At 59.9% G+C, this 14477-nt stretch carries 11 protein-coding genes; 10 read left to right on the top strand and 1 reads right to left on the bottom strand.

What is annotated here, in order from left to right; translation table 11 throughout:
• The first annotated feature begins 336 nt into the window (after nucleotides 1–336).
• The 10 genes from BV034_RS30815 (at nucleotide 337) to BV034_RS30775 (ending at nucleotide 12990) form a co-directional block, all read left to right on the top strand.
• Nucleotides 337–1185 carry a PIG-L family deacetylase gene (locus BV034_RS30815; protein ID WP_050030781.1) on the top strand — a complete coding sequence of 283 codons (849 nt, stop codon included), beginning with the start codon at nucleotides 337–339 and terminating at the stop codon, nucleotides 1183–1185.
• A 578-nt stretch (nucleotides 1186–1763) separates the two neighbouring features.
• Nucleotides 1764–1892, top strand: a complete 129-nt coding sequence (locus BV034_RS36590) for a hypothetical protein (protein WP_265593660.1) — start codon at nucleotides 1764–1766, stop codon at nucleotides 1890–1892.
• Nucleotides 1893–2033: 141 nt separating this feature from the next.
• Complete coding sequence (kdpA, locus tag BV034_RS30810) at nucleotides 2034–3845, top strand: potassium-transporting ATPase subunit KdpA (RefSeq protein WP_050030780.1); 1812 nt, start codon at nucleotides 2034–2036, stop codon at nucleotides 3843–3845.
• A 20-nt stretch (nucleotides 3846–3865) separates the two neighbouring features.
• Nucleotides 3866–5887 carry a potassium-transporting ATPase subunit KdpB gene (gene kdpB / locus BV034_RS30805; RefSeq protein ID WP_050030779.1) on the top strand — a complete coding sequence of 674 codons (2022 nt, stop codon included), beginning with the start codon at nucleotides 3866–3868 and terminating at the stop codon, nucleotides 5885–5887.
• Nucleotides 5888–5896: 9 nt separating this feature from the next.
• Nucleotides 5897–6496: a K(+)-transporting ATPase subunit C gene (gene kdpC / locus BV034_RS30800; RefSeq protein WP_050030778.1), complete on the top strand. Its 600-nt coding sequence runs from the start codon at nucleotides 5897–5899 to the stop codon at nucleotides 6494–6496.
• An 80-nt stretch (nucleotides 6497–6576) separates the two neighbouring features.
• Complete coding sequence (locus BV034_RS30795) at nucleotides 6577–7002, top strand: potassium-transporting ATPase subunit C (protein WP_050030777.1); 426 nt, start codon at nucleotides 6577–6579, stop codon at nucleotides 7000–7002.
• A 155-nt stretch (nucleotides 7003–7157) separates the two neighbouring features.
• The gene (locus BV034_RS30790) at nucleotides 7158–8600 is read left to right on the top strand and encodes a hypothetical protein (protein WP_050030776.1); all 1443 of its coding nucleotides are present in this window, start codon (nucleotides 7158–7160) and stop codon (nucleotides 8598–8600) included.
• A gap of 15 nt (nucleotides 8601–8615) precedes the next feature.
• Complete coding sequence (locus BV034_RS30785; protein WP_050030775.1) at nucleotides 8616–11267, top strand: sensor histidine kinase KdpD; 2652 nt, start codon at nucleotides 8616–8618, stop codon at nucleotides 11265–11267.
• On the top strand, nucleotides 11264–11971 hold the full coding sequence (locus BV034_RS30780) for a response regulator (protein ID WP_050030774.1): 708 nt from the start codon (nucleotides 11264–11266) through the stop codon (nucleotides 11969–11971). Before BV034_RS30785 ends, BV034_RS30780 begins: the two co-directional genes overlap by 4 nt.
• 260 nt (nucleotides 11972–12231) lie before the next feature.
• Nucleotides 12232–12990, top strand: coding sequence for a helix-turn-helix transcriptional regulator (locus BV034_RS30775; protein WP_265593659.1), 759 nt, complete (start codon nucleotides 12232–12234; stop codon nucleotides 12988–12990).
• Between the two features lie 996 nt (nucleotides 12991–13986).
• On the opposite strand, the gene BV034_RS30770 is transcribed toward BV034_RS30775, so the two are convergent.
• Entirely contained in the window at nucleotides 13987–14451 is a 465-nt protein-coding gene (locus BV034_RS30770) for a VOC family protein (RefSeq protein ID WP_050030772.1), read from the bottom strand.
• Nucleotides 14452–14477: the final 26 nt, after the last annotated feature.

The raw sequence follows: 14477 nt of genomic DNA, 5'->3' as shown, positions 1-14477 counted from the left end.
AAAGAAAACCGCCCGTAAGAAACGCGCAGGCGTCCTCGGGGGGTTGGGGTCGTGCGGATGAAGCGTGCATCCGAATTAATTAAGTTCGTCAAAGTAAACACGACTTTGAGTGGCAACGGCAAGCATAAAAACCACGATCCCTCCATTTTCATGGAGAATCGCGTGACATAACCGTTGCATGCCTAAAGCGTGCCAGCCGCTTCGGGAACCTTGGCCCGTCTGGCTCGATTGTTGGAGATTTATGCTCACAATGGGCAGGTTTCGGACATTCGTTCTTCGGAATGCCACCAATCGCCTTGCTCCAAGGCGGTTTCCGCTCATCGTGAACCACCTGCCATGCTCTTTCGCCACTCCAAAGCCGACTTGTTTGTCCCCGACCAGACCGACCCCGCCCAGGCATTTGCCCGGGTGACCCACCTTGGCATCGTCAGCCACCAGGACGACCTGGAAATCGCGGCCTATCATGGCATCACCGAGTGCTTCCGGCGGGATGAGAAGTGGTTCGGCGGTGTGGTGGTGACAAACGGCTCCGGCAGTCCGCGCAAAGGGCCGTATGCCCACTACACGGACGAGGAGATGCTGGAAGTGCGGAAGCACGAGCAGCGCAAGGCCGCCTTCGTGGGGGAGTACAGCGTGATGGTCCAGCTGGGCTATCCCAGTGAGGACGTGAAGTCCGGCCGCAGGGAAGATGTGTCCGATGACTTGCTGCGCATCCTCAAGCTCACCCAGCCCCAGTTTGTTTATCTGCACAATCCCGCTGACCGTCATGATACGCATGTGGCAACCTTCCTGCGCTGCCTGGAGGCCCTGCGCTCCCTGCCCAAAGAGGCGCGCCCCCAGCGCGTCTATGGTTGTGAAGTCTGGCGCAAGCTCGACTGGCTGCTGAGCGAAGACAAGGTGATGCTCTGGGTGGACCAGTATCCACATTTGATTGGTGCCCTGCTGGCGGTGTTTGACTCCCAGATCAGCGGCGGCAAGCGCTATGACCTGGCCGAAGAAGGCCTGCGCCGTGCCAATGCGACTTACTTTGACTCCCACACCACGGACGCGACGAACTCGCTGACGTTCGCGATGGACCTGACCCCTCTCATTCAGGATGATACATTGAACCCTGAGGACTTTGCCCTGGGGTTTGTGGATCGTTTGAAGGATGACGTGCGGACGCGCATGCGGAAGTTTGCTTGAGGCGAGGTTTAGGCGCTCCCGCAAAGCGGGATGGTTGAGGGGCCCGCAAGCGGGCTGTTGAGGCGCTCCGCTGGTTTAGGCGGCGCGAGCGCCTGGGGGAGGGTTCTTCGTGTTCGGTTTGGAGTTTGAGCGGGGTTTCGCTGGAGGATGTAAGGAGATCGAACCTCACAAGGCGTAGCGAAAGCGGTGATGCTCACCGCAGTCCCAAAACGGCTGCGCCGTCAGGTGATGGGAGTGGTGGGGACAGATTGCTTCAGGGAGCTTGCGATATTGGAGGGTGAACGAATGGCAGGCCAGAATGGATGCCCACCACCTGGATGCGAAGCATCTTTGGGAGTGCGGCGAGAATCGCCGCTTTAGGGAGTCCTGTGTCGGGCTGATGGCGATGTGGCGCGAACGGAGGGATGGGCTTCGTTTCACGCACGCACTCCACAGCGACTTCGTCGCCAGATGATGGGAGTGTACAGGTTGATTGACCTCCGGGGGCTGTCGGCGTCGAAGGCCGGAGCGCACAATGTCCCCGTTTTAACACTTTTTTAACACCTCCTGGCCCCCTTTTAATTCGAGGGCCGGGGCGGGTGGAAGATCGTGGTTCCAATGAAACTTTCACTCTGGAACCACCCATGACTGACCTCCTCTACATCGCGGCCTTCACCGGCTTTTTCCTCGCGAGCGGCTTCTACATCCGCTTCTGCGAGAAGCTCTAACCCCTGACCCATCCTGCATTGCCATGGAAACCATCCTCGTGGGCGGCGTTGCGCTGCTCCTCTTCATCTACCTCTTCACGGCCATGATCCGGCCGCAAAAGTTCTAACACTTTCCTGAAACCCATTCACCTGAACCTTTTCATGCATACATCAGACTGGCTTCAGCTTGCCCTCTTCGTCGGGCTGCTGGCCCTCATTACCAAGCCGCTGGGCATCTATCTCACAAAGGTGCTGGATGCGAACGGCAAAACGCTGCTGGACCCTGTGGTGGGGCCGCTGGAGCGGCTGACCTACGCCGTCATGGGCGTGGACCGCACCCGGGAGCAGAACTGGAAGCAATACACCGTGGCCATGCTGCTCTTCAGCCTGGCTGGTTGTGCGCTGACCTACGCGATCCTGCGCCTGCAGCATTTGCTGCCCTTCAATCCGCAGGGCCTCGGTCCGTTGAACCATCATCTGGCTTTCAACACGGCCATCAGTTTCACCACCAACACCAACTGGCAGAGCTACGGCGGGGAGGGGACAATGTCCTACTTCTCCCAGATGGTGGGGTTGACGTTGCATAACTTCACCTCGGCCGCCACCGGGATTGCCATTGCCGCCGCCCTCGTTCGTGGCATCACACGCCATTCGGCAGGTGTGCTGGGGAATTTCTGGGTCGATTTGGTTCGATCCACCTACTACCTCCTGCTGCCTTTAAGTCTGGTGTTAGCGATCTTCCTGGTCTCCCAGGGCATGATCCAGAACTTCAAACCGTATGACACGGCCACGCTTCTGGAGCCGCAGAAGGTGCAGGTGGAAAAGAAGAATGATGCCGGTGAAACGGTGCTTGGCGCTGATGGGAAACCCGTCATGGAAGAGCAGGTGATCACCGACCAGGTCATCGCCCAGGGGCCCATGGCCTCCCAGGTGGCGATCAAGATGCTGGGCACGAACGGCGGTGGTTTTGTGAACGCCAATGCGGCGCATCCCTATGAGAACCCCACTCCGCTCTCCAACTTCCTGCAGATGCTCTCCATCTTTGCGATTGGCAGCGGGCTGACTTACTACCTCGGCCGCATGACCAAGAACCAGGCGCACGGTTGGTCCGTATGGGGTGCGATGATGGTCCTCTTTCTGGCAGGTGTGATCACCTGCTGGTGGGCGGAGTCTCGGGGCAATCCCATTCACCAGGGGCTCGGCGTCGTATTGGGCGATGGCAACATGGAGGGCAAGGAGGTGCGCTTCGGCATCTTCAACTCCTCCCTCTTCGCCACGGTCACCACGGCGGCTTCTTGTGGTGCGGTCAACGCGATGCATGACTCCTTCACCGCCATCGGCGGCCTGGTGCCCTTGTTCATGATGGAACTGGGTGAGGTGGTCATCGGCGGTGTGGGTGCCGGGCTCTATGGCATGCTCGTCTTTGTAGTGCTCGCCGTGTTCATCGCCGGACTGATGGTGGGTCGCACGCCTGAATACCTCGGCAAAAAGATCCAGGCCTACGATGTGAAGATGGCCATGCTCTCCCTGCTGGTCCTGTGCCTCTCCATCCTCGGCTTCACCGCCTGGGCATCCGTGAGTGACTGGGGGCTGGCCGGGCTCAACAACAGTGGCCCGCACGGCTTCAGCGAAATGCTCTATGCCTACAGCTCCACCACCGCCAACAACGGCAGTGCCTTTGGCGGCCTCACTGCGAATCCTGCCAACGGGGATCCGCATTACAACGTCACGCTGGGCTTTGCGATGCTCATTGGACGGTTCCTCATGATCATCCCGATCATGGCGCTGGCGGGCTCGCTGGTGCAGAAGAAAATCGCACCTCCCAGTGTGGGCACGTTCCCGGTGGCTGGAGTGACCTTTACCATCCTGCTGATCGGCACGGTGCTGCTCGTCGGCGCTCTCAACTTCCTTCCTGCCCTCGCCCTGGGCCCCATTGTTGAGCACTTCCTGATGCTCAAGGGCCAGCTCTTCTAAACCATTTGTTTCCTACTACCATGTCCCATCAAGTTCCCTCCCTCTTTGACTGGAAGATCGCCGGTCCGGCGATTGGAGAGTCGTTCAAGAAACTCGATCCGCGCCTGATGATCAAAAACCCCGTCATGTTCGTGACGCTGGTTGGTGCGGTGTTGACCACTGTGAGCATCTTCACCGCCCCGGTGGACCGCTTCTTTATCGTCCAGCTGGCCATCTGGCTCTGGTTCACTGTCCTGTTTGCCAACTTCGCGGAGGCCATGGCTGAAGGCCGCGGCAAGGCTCAGGCCGATTCCCTGCGCAAAGCTCGCAAGGATACCGTCGCCCGCCGTGTGCGTAGCGGCAAAGAGGAGCGGGTGCCTGCTCCTGAGTTGCAAAAAGGTGATGTCGTGGTGTGTGACGCCGGCGACGTCATCCCTGCTGATGGCGAGGTGATCGAAGGCATTGCCAGCGTGGACGAGGCAGCCATCACCGGCGAGTCTGCCCCGGTCATTCGTGAAAGCGGTGGTGATCGCAGTGCCGTCACCGGCGGCACACGGGTCATCAGTGACCGCATCATCATCCGGATCACGTCGGAGAAGGGCAATACCTTCCTGGATCGCATGATCTCGATGGTGGAAGGGGCCAAGCGCCAGAAGACACCCAATGAGATTGCCCTGACCATTCTGCTCTCGGCCCTCACGCTGATCTTCCTGCTGGTGGTGGTGACGTTGAAACCCTTCGGCATCTATGCTGGCACGAACTTCACCATCCCGGTGCTCATCGCCCTTCTGGTGTGCCTCATCCCCACCACCATCGGTGGACTGCTGAGCGCCATCGGCATCAGCGGCATCGACCGCCTCATCCGTCGCAATGTCATGGCCACCAGTGGTCGTGCCGTGGAGGCTGCCGGGGACATTGATGTGTTGCTGCTCGACAAGACGGGCACCATCACCATCGGCAACCGCATGGCTTCGGACTTCCGCCCTGCTGCCGGAGTCACCGAACAGGAGTTGGCGGACGCCGCGCAACTGGCCTCCCTGGCGGACGAAACTCCAGAAGGTCGCAGCATCGTGGTGCTCGCCAAGGAGAAGTTCAACATCCGTGGTCGTGAGGTGGCGGAGCCCCATGCCACCTTCATCCCCTTCACGGCGCAGACGCGCATGAGCGGGGTGGACATTGACGGGCGGAGCGTGCGCAAAGGTGCGGCAGAGTCCGTCCGGCGCTATGTGGAGGAGAAGGGCGGTCTTTATCCCGCCGAGGTGGAGAAGACCGTGGAAGCCGCCGCTCGCGCGGGTCGCACGCCCCTCGTGGTGGTGGATGGTCAGAAGGTGTTGGGCGTGGTGGAGCTGAAGGACGTGGTGAAAGGCGGTATCAAGGAACGCTTTGCCCAACTGCGCAAGATGGGCATCCGCACGGTGATGATCACCGGGGACAATCCAATGACCGCCGCCGCCATTGCCGCGGAAGCGGGCGTGGATGACTTCATGGCCCAGGCCACACCGGAGGACAAGCTCAAGCGCATTCGCTCCGAGCAGGCGCAGGGTCACCTGGTGGCCATGACCGGGGACGGCACCAATGATGCCCCGGCCCTGGCCCAGGCGGATGTGGGCGTGGCCATGAACACCGGCACCCAGGCCGCCCGTGAAGCCGGCAACATGGTGGATCTGGACAGCAACCCCACGAAGCTCATCGAGATCGTGGAGATTGGGAAACAACTCCTCATGACCCGCGGCTCGCTGACCACCTTCAGCATCGCCAACGACGTGGCGAAGTACTTCGCCATCATTCCTGCCATGCTCATGGTCACCTTCCCGGCCATTGCCCCGCTCAACATCATGGGCCTGGCCTCGCCACAGAGCGCGATCCTGAGCGCCATCATCTTCAACGCGCTCATCATCATTGCCCTGATCCCATTGGCCTTGCGTGGGGTGCAATACCGCCCGGTCGGTGCGGTGGCAGTGCTCCAGCGCAACCTTTGCATCTACGGACTCGGCGGCCTCCTCCTGCCCTTTGCAGGCATCAAGGCCATCGACGTCATCATCACGACTCTTAACCTCGCTTGATTGAATCTTATGAAATCGTTCTTACTTGATGTGCGTGGGGCGGTGGTCTCCACCCTGGTCTTTGTGGTGGTGCTTTGCGGCTTCTATCCCGTGGTGGTCTGGGCAGTTGCCCAAGGCGTCTTTCGGGACAAGGCCAACGGCAGCCTCATCAAAGATGCTGACGGCACCCTCCGAGGCTCTTCTCTGCTGGGGCAGAACTTTACTGGGGAGGCCTGGTTTCAACCTCGTCCTTCAGCAGCCGGTGCCAATGGATATGATGCTGCCAGCTCCAGCGGGTCCAACCTCGGCCCCACGTCGCAGAAGCTGGCGGATGCCGTGAAGGATCGCATTGCCTCCTATCGTGAGACCAATGGGCTCAAGGCGGACGAACCGGTGCCTGCCGATGCGGTGACGGCCTCCGGCAGCGGATTGGACCCTCACATCAGCCCGCGCAACGCTGCCCTGCAGACTGCACGGGTGGCCCGGGCCAGAAACCTGTCTGAAGACCAGGTGCGCAGCCTTGTTCAATCCTGCACTGAGGGACCTGATCTGGGCGTGCTGGGGGATGCGGGTGTCAATGTGCTCCGCTTGAACCGGGCCCTGGAGCAGCTGCCTTCTACGATGAAATAACACTAGCTGATTGAAATGGATCTCAGGGCGGGCCTGGTTCAGGCCGGGCCCGCCTGTGGACTCCACAACCTCGTCCTGCCATGAAATCCCAGGTTAACGACAATTTTCCGATTCGCATCCTCGGCCTCTATGCCGTCGCACTGGTGGTGCTGTTCCTCTTCTTCTCGGGTGTCGCCCATTTTATGCGAAGCCACCGCGAGGGCAAAAAGCTCTCCATTCCCGACGAGAAAGTCGTGGCGGAACAGCTCCTGGCCGAGAAGTTGACCGGGCCACGTTACTTCAAACTCGGTGAGTCCACTGTGGAAACACCCCACCCCTATCTGAGCTCCTTCCAGGCGCGCCAGCAGATCGAGGGGATTGCCAAAGAGCGCGGCCTGAATGCTGAGGGCATCAAAAGAGCGGAGGCACTCATCGACAATCTCACAGAGCCGCCACCCTCGCGTGCCATTGGCACCGACCGGGTGAATGTCTGGCGTCTCAATCTGGCCCTGGACGAACTGCCGTAGGGGAAGCCCGCCCGCCGCCCTGTTGAGGGCGGTCGGGACAATCCCGGGGCATCCCACGCAGATCGTGAGGTGCCCCGGGATTGCCTCATCATGGGCACATCCCATTGCACTGCAATGCTCACTGACACGTCATCCAAGTTGAATCGCCTACTAACATGAACTCTGCCCAGACGCATTTCGCCATTCCCACCTATCGATTACGGGATGTGGCCGCCACCATCGAAGCCTACGACGACAACTTCTGGCGCAACGGCCATGCCGCACGGATGCTGGTCTTCGACGACTCCAGCCTGGCTGCCCACCAGAAATACTACAGTCTCCTGGAGCAGACCCGCACCGCCAACGAGCTCTTCTATGTGGGGCCGAGGGAGAAGGAGGAGTTCATTGGTTTCCTGAACCGCAAGCTGCGTGACAAAAAACTTGAATCACTGGTGCGGAATCTCTTCCGGCCCAGCTATGGCGGGAACCGGAATTTCACGCTGATGTACACGCTTGGTCACTATCTGATCAGCTCCGATGACGACATGCGGCCGGATGCGCTCATCGAGGACAGCATGGAGAGCCTGGCGGCCAACGAAGTCTGCCGCGGCAAGCTCTGCCGGACCTCGGAGAACGGCTACGTCAGCAAGTCCTTTGACCTGCTGGCCGCGTTCAAGGATGCTCTGGGCAAGAAGGCGGGCCAGATGCCGGCGAACTACGAACGGGGGGAGATGCTGGTGGATACCTCGATGGACCTGGAGACCAACACCACCAGCACTTTCTCCCGCGAGAACTCCCTGATGCTCCAACCCGGCCGCCTGCCGAGGGAGTCGGTGGTGAAGATCGCCCAGACCTACCGCACGGGGACAAACGACATTGATGCGCTCGACTATGTGGAGATGTTTCTTGCCGATGAAGAACAGTCGGACATCAATGCCCTGAACGACGTGTACGTCCTGGTGAACTTCCGCCCCGTGGTGACCAAGAAGAACTGGCGCATCGACTGCGGCGTCTCCGGCTATGACAACCGGCTGGGGCTGCCTCCCTTTTTCCCCACCCGCCTCAGGTTCGAGGACTACATCTACCGTCTCTGGATTCAGCAGCCCGGAGTGGCGGCGGCCCATGTGGATGCGGTGCAGCGCCACACGAAGAACAACTACATGCGCAATCCGCTGGCCATGGAGGTCTTCAACGAAGAGCTCTGCAGCCTGCTGAAGAAGAATATCAAGGACAGCGTGTACCACCGTGACGACTTGGGCATCAAGTTCCGCTACAACGGGGAGGTGACCCTGGAGGATACGCAGGAGATTCTGAGCAAGGTCATGGCGGTCCATTCCCGGGTGCTGACTTTTGCGGAATCGGCCGCGGACCCTGAGCGCAAGCACACCCTCAACCTCTTCGCAGAAAATCTGGCGAAAGTGTTCTATGGTTTTGAGCCGGACTTCTTCCAGCAGAACGTGAGTCGTATTGTGGATGATGTCATCAGCCAGATCCACGCCTCGCTCGAGCTCTGGCCGACTCTCGTGGAAATCTGCTATTATCAAAAAGACAAACAGCCCTTTCCGCAGACCCGTGTTAAAAACAAGCGCATCAAGCCCGGTCTGCTGTCAACCACCTGATCCGCCCGTACTCTGATGACTGAACCCAACCGGCCAGATCCCGATGCCCTTTTGGCAGAGTTGCAGCGTGCTGAAAGGGAGTCCCGTCTGGGACGCCTCTTCATTTTCCTGGGCATGTGCCCGGGCGTTGGCAAGACGTACGCGATGCTGCAGGCAGCACGTCAGCGCCAGAAAGAAGGGGTCAAGGTGATCGTGGGGGTCGTGGAAACTCACGGGAGGTCGGAGACGGCCGCGCTGCTCAAGGATCTGGAGGTTCTTCCCCGCAAGATGCTCGAGCATCGCGGGCACACCCTGGAGGAGTTTGACCTGGATGCCGTGCTTCAACAGCGTCCGGAACTCGTCCTGGTGGACGAACTGGCGCACACCAACGCCCCTGGTTCCCGCCATTCCAAGCGACACCAGGACGTGATTGAGCTCATTGGAGCGGGGCTGGATGTTTACACCACGGTGAATGTCCAGCACATCGAAAGCCAGGTGGACATCGTCCGGCAGATCACGGGCATCACCATTCAAGAGACCGTGCCGGACTCGATCCTTGATCATGCGCACGAGATCGAGCTGGTGGATTTGAGTGTGGAAAAACTGCTCGACCGCATGGCGGCGGGCAAGGTGTACCTTGGAGACCGTGCGGAGTGGGCGGTGTCCAACTTCTTCAAGGAAGGCAACCTCACGGCCCTGCGGGAAATGGCGCTGCGTTTCACGGCTGAGCATGTGGATCGCGATCTGGAGGACATCCGGCGGGCGAAGCGGGTGAGCACGGCCTGGAAGACGAATGCCCGGCTGCTGGTGGGAGTGGGGCCCAGCCCGTACTCGGAGAGCCTCATCCGCTGGACACGCCGGGCGGCCAACCGGCTTTCCTGCCCATGGATCGTGGCGTGGGTGGAGGGCTCCAAAAGGCTGGCACCGGCTGATGAAGAACGTCTGGCCAGATCTCTGGCGCTGGCCCGCAAGTTGGGGGCGGAGGTGGTGAGCGTCACGGGAGAGGATGTGGCGGTTTCCCTGCTGCAGATCGCTCGAGACCGTAATGTGAGCCAGATCGTGGTCGGAAAACCAGGACCCAGAGCATGGTGGCACCGCTCCTTGTCTGACCGGCTGGTTCAGGAAAGTGGTGACATTGACGTCTGCATGGTGCGGCCGGAACTGGCGAGTGGTTCAGCCAGGGCGGACAAACCGCAGGCCGTTGAGCTTCCTGTCGGTCTGGTTTCAGAGTATGTCTGGGCCTTGGGGCTCACCTTTGTCGTGGCGCTGCTTGGCTGGCTGCTCCTCCCTTATACAGGTTATGTTTTTGCAGGTCTCGTCTTCTTGCTGGCGGTGATCGTTGCCGCCGTCCGCCTCGGCAGGGGGCCGGTGCTGACCATGGCCGCGCTGAGTGCTTTCACCTGGGATTATTTCTTCATCCCTCCCCGGTTCACGCTCCACATCAACCAGCCGCATGACATCGTCATGTTCGTGATGTTCTTCATTGTCGCCTTCAGCATGGGACATCTGACGACACGGCTGCGGCAGCGCGAGCAGGCAGAACGCCGGAGACAGCGGCAGACTGCCGCCCTCTTGCGAGTCACCCAGAGCGCCGCCCTCACGGCGGAGCCAGATCGTGGTCTGGAAGAGGCGCTGCGTGCTATCAATGAGTTCCTGCGTGCCGACGCGGCTGTGGTGGTGCGAAACATGGATCGCTCGCTGCCGCACGCGGTGCACGAGGCCAGCACGCTTCAGCCAAGCGCTAAAGAGTGGGGGGTGATCAACTGGAGCTATCAAAACAAGCAGCCCGCCGGCCGCTTCACGGACACGCTGCCCGAATCTGAAGCCACCTGGTTTCCGTTGCAGACGGCGACTTCCTTGATGGGAGTCTTTGGAGTCCGCCTGTCGGAAAAGGCCCTGATGGATTTCACGACGCGCCAGTCCATTGAAGCTTTTGCGCTGCAATTGGCGTTGGTCCTTGAGAAAGAGCACTTCATTTTCGCTGTGCGCCATGCCGAGTTGATGGAGCAGTCCGAGCGCCTGCAGCGCACTTTGCTGGACAGCGTGTCGCATGAGTTGAAGACACCTCTTGCCGTCATTCATGCGGCATTGGAGGGGCTGTCAGGCGTGAAGAACCCGTACATTGACGAGATTCACACTGCCTCGGCACGGTTGCAGCGGGTCGTGAACCATCTGCTGCAGATGACACGCATCGAATCCGCGGCGGTCCAGCCGGTGCGGGAGTGGTGCCTGCTGGGAGACCTGATTGAGCAGGTCCGCCAGTCCGTGGGGGAGGCGCTCGACAATCACCCGCTTGCGATGGACATTCCTGCAGACCTGCCCGCTGTGAAGCTCGACCCCAATCTTTTCTCCCAGGCCCTGGCAAACATCCTGCACAATGCGGCGGTGTACACGCCTGCCGGGAGCCCGTTGGAGATTCATGCAGCGCTGCGGCATGGCGGCACCCTTGCGGTTCGCATCGCGGATCGTGGCCCCGGTCTGCCGCAGGACGGGGAGGAGCAGGTGTTCCAGAAGTTTTACCGCGGACCCGGCAGCCCTACGGGAGGCACGGGACTGGGGCTTTCCATCTCTCGAGCATTACTGCGCTCGCTGGATGGTGACGTGAAAGCCTCGAACCGGCCGGAGGGAGGGGCGGAGTTTGTCATCACGCTGCCTGTAGAAACGCTGACCACCCCCTCACTGCCATGAGTGCTTCCCCGATACCCTGTCAAGGTCGTGCCCTCGTGGTGGATGACGAGGTGCAACTGCGGCGCTTGCTGCGTCTGGCGCTGGAAAGCAAAGGCTATGAGGTCTTTGAAGCTGGGACCGGCTCTCTCGGCCTCTCTGAGGCGGCGTTCCGTCACCCCGATGTCATCCTGCTCGATCTCGGGCTGCCGGACATGGACGGGCTGGAGGTGCTCAAACGACTCCGCGAGTGGACCGAGACTCCGGTGCTTGTTTTGTCTGTTCGTGATCAGGAGGACACCAAGGTGGCAGCGCTGGAGAATGGTGCTGACGATTATGTCACGAAGCCGTTCTCCACCGCAGAACTGGCGGCCCGCCTGGCGGCCATTCAAAGGCGTCGCAAGACCCCTGAGGAGCCCTCTCTCAGAATTGGAAAGTTATTCCTCGATCTCGCCGCGCGGGAGGTGAAACTGGCCGGGAGCACGCTCAAACTCACCCCGATCGAGTACAATCTGCTCAAACTGCTGGCCCGCAATGTGGGACGGGTGATCACGCAGAAGCAGATCTTGAAAGAAGTGTGGGGTCCCAATGCCACCGAGCAGGCCCAGTATCTGCGTGTGTATGTGGCGCATCTGCGCAAGAAGTTGGGAGACGCGGCAGGTGTGCAGATTCGCAATGAGCCGGGGATTGGGTATCGGCTGCTGGCGGTCGATGGAGTGATGGAGTGATGGAGTGATGGAGTGATGGAGTGATGGAGTGATGGAGTGATGGAGTGGGGGGGCGACGGCTGCGCGGGCAGGAAGTCAGTCGTGGCTGTGTTCGTGAGAACGTGGGCAGGCCGCTTGTGAGATGGTGGCGTGCTGATGACACGTGACCCTTCCGCACTCTCACGATTGCAGCTACGAGCTGCTGCACCGAACCAAGCACTATGAACTAATCTACCTATTTCCCGGTTGCTAACTCAATGCATCAGATGGTACTTTTGTGCATGGCCTCAGGTTACTTGTCGCAAGCCCGCCTGAAGGCCTTTTCAGACTCTTTGCACCGTATCTATGGGGAACCCACCGGGGAGAATCCGTTGAGGGGCATCATGGATGCGATTGAGCAACTGTTGCCCATGAGCAGCTTGTCCGTGGATCATGTGAATCCGGTGGATTTGTCTATGAAGCACATAGACGATCGCTACACCGAAGCGCTGCCGGAGATCCATGAGGTGGTGCCTCAGTTGATTCACGATCATCCGGGGGTGCGGCACTTGATCAAGCACGGGCCCACGCCGGTGCAACGTTTGTCCGATTTCGTCAGCGAGCGCCAGTTGCGTGAAATCTCCCTCTACGGGCATGTGCAAAAGCTGCATACCTTTCGCGATCAGGCCTGCATGCTGGTGGGGGTGCCCTATGGGGCCATGGCCTTTGTCATCAACCATGACCGGACCTATTCCGACGAGCAGGTGGCATTGCTGGCGATGCTGCAGCCTCACGTGCAGCGGGTCATGGGGAGGTGCGCCCTGTTTGCCCAGTTCAAAATCAACGGGCATCTCACACCCCGGGAACGGGAGGTGCTGTTCTGGATGACGCGGGGCAAACGGGACGAGGAAATGGCCACGATCCTTCGCGTGGGAGTGAGAACCATCCACGAACACGTGCGGCGCATCCTGGCCAAGCTGAACGTGGAAAATCGCACTTCCGCCGTGGCGGTGGTGTTGGGAGGATCTGAGGCCGATGCTGAGCCGCCGTGGGGGAGTTAAGAGTTAGAAGTTTGAAGTGTGAAGTTAGAGCGGGGGAGGCAGGTTGGAGGTATTGCCTGGTTGTGGAGGGAGATGGGGGTGTTGATCTCGCTGGGGTGGAAGGGTGTTTTGTTGTCCTCTACACCTGATCGTAATCTTGCCGAATACCCAAGGGAGCCGTGATGGCGAAACGCGGTCTGGCGATCTCTCAAAATGGCCTCGTGCCGCAGAAGCCAGGGGAGCGCACGCATCTTGCGTGCTGTTTCCGGCACCTTGCCGGGAACGTCAGTCAGCGCGTGGCCTCGCGAGGTGCAACCCAACATTCGTGCAACACCGCATCGAGCGACGTGGAGGTGTTGATGGCGGTGGGAGAGTGCAGATGCTGTCGGCCTTCCCACCTGATCCTCCTCTGCGGAGGCACCCAACGTTGACTCGCTTAGGGCTCGTCCAACGTTGGGCTGTGTTAGAGATCCCCGCTGGGGATCAACTTCGGACTGGGGCGGGCGCTTCAAGGTGGTCGCCAAGGAACCGGTGCCATCCACTCGCTCAGTCGAAGTTCTTCCTCGAAGAGGATGGGGCTACAAGCCCAACGTTGACGAGCTTCCAGCGAGTCTACGTTGGGTATGGGTGTTGGAGGTTTTTACTCCGAAGGAGTTGTGGCGGTCTTTCGCATTCAAGGTTCCTTTGCAGGCACTAACTTCCCGGTATGCGAAGTTTCCCCCTGGAGCGCTACCAAGTAAGTGCCCAAGGGGTGCTCCATGGCCACGAGGGATGGCAATATCAAACGTTCCTGTCGGCCGGCCAACACTTTACTTCCCGATGAGGGATAAGCGGCGGTTGTGTAAGGTGACAAAACCGCGTCTCAGGTCTTCGCAACGGTCATTGCTCGAAAAAGTCCCGCCTACCGCTGGGTGAAACAAAAGCGATCGATCTGCCGTTGCCCACGCCGCTCTGCGGATTGGCTGCGGCGCATGGTTGGGCGTGCGATTACTTCGGGAAAAATCCCTGACTCAAGGTTCAACCAAGCTGTTCGGCAAGACCAACAATGATGCCCTCAGGCCCGCGGATGTAGGCCAGGCGATACGCGTTCTCGTAGTTCATTTCGCCAATGAGTTCGGCCCCGTGGGCGAGTATGTGTGTCACGACAGCGTCGATGTTCTCGACAGCGAACATGACCCGACGGATGCCCATGGTGTTCACTGGAGCGTCCACGGGGCCAAACCTGACGGGTTCAGGGGTGTGGAACTTGTCCAGTTCAATGCCCTGCCCGTCGGGAGTCCGCAGCATTGCCAGGGTAGCCCGGACATCCTTGAGCCCGATCAGTTGCCCGACCATTGGACCTTCGACTGTGGTTTCGCCCTCGAGAACAAGGCCGAGTTCGAGGAAAAAGGTCTTCACGGCTTCCAGATCGTCAACAACGATGAGGACGTTGTCCATTCTCTTGATTCTCCGGTTTCCGCTGGGGTTTGAGTCGTTGGACATGGCTTTTGTAGTGGTGTCCCTGGAGT

The organism is Verrucomicrobium sp. BvORR034, assembly GCF_000739635.1.
GTDB lineage: Bacteria > Verrucomicrobiota > Verrucomicrobiia > Verrucomicrobiales > Verrucomicrobiaceae > Verrucomicrobium.
The sequence above is the reverse complement of the archived record's forward strand: the minus strand, read 5'-3'. Positions and strand labels throughout refer to the sequence as shown.

What these genes read in the sequence shown, in the direction of transcription:
- BV034_RS30780 (WP_050030774.1), top strand. Translation starts at nt 11,264, where the DNA reads ATGAGTGCTTCCCCGATACCCTGTCAAGGTCGTGCCCTCGTGGTGGAT.
- BV034_RS30815 (WP_050030781.1), top strand. Translation starts at nt 337, where the DNA reads ATGCTCTTTCGCCACTCCAAAGCCGACTTGTTTGTCCCCGACCAGACC.
- BV034_RS30770 (WP_050030772.1), bottom strand. Translation starts at nt 14,451, where the DNA reads ATGTCCAACGACTCAAACCCCAGCGGAAACCGGAGAATCAAGAGAATG.
- BV034_RS30790 (WP_050030776.1), top strand. Translation starts at nt 7,158, where the DNA reads ATGAACTCTGCCCAGACGCATTTCGCCATTCCCACCTATCGATTACGG.
- BV034_RS30775 (WP_265593659.1), top strand. Translation starts at nt 12,232, where the DNA reads ATGGCCTCAGGTTACTTGTCGCAAGCCCGCCTGAAGGCCTTTTCAGAC.
- kdpA (WP_050030780.1), top strand. Translation starts at nt 2,034, where the DNA reads ATGCATACATCAGACTGGCTTCAGCTTGCCCTCTTCGTCGGGCTGCTG.
- kdpC (WP_050030778.1), top strand. Translation starts at nt 5,897, where the DNA reads ATGAAATCGTTCTTACTTGATGTGCGTGGGGCGGTGGTCTCCACCCTG.
- BV034_RS30795 (WP_050030777.1), top strand. Translation starts at nt 6,577, where the DNA reads ATGAAATCCCAGGTTAACGACAATTTTCCGATTCGCATCCTCGGCCTC.
- BV034_RS30785 (WP_050030775.1), top strand. Translation starts at nt 8,616, where the DNA reads ATGACTGAACCCAACCGGCCAGATCCCGATGCCCTTTTGGCAGAGTTG.
- kdpB (WP_050030779.1), top strand. Translation starts at nt 3,866, where the DNA reads ATGTCCCATCAAGTTCCCTCCCTCTTTGACTGGAAGATCGCCGGTCCG.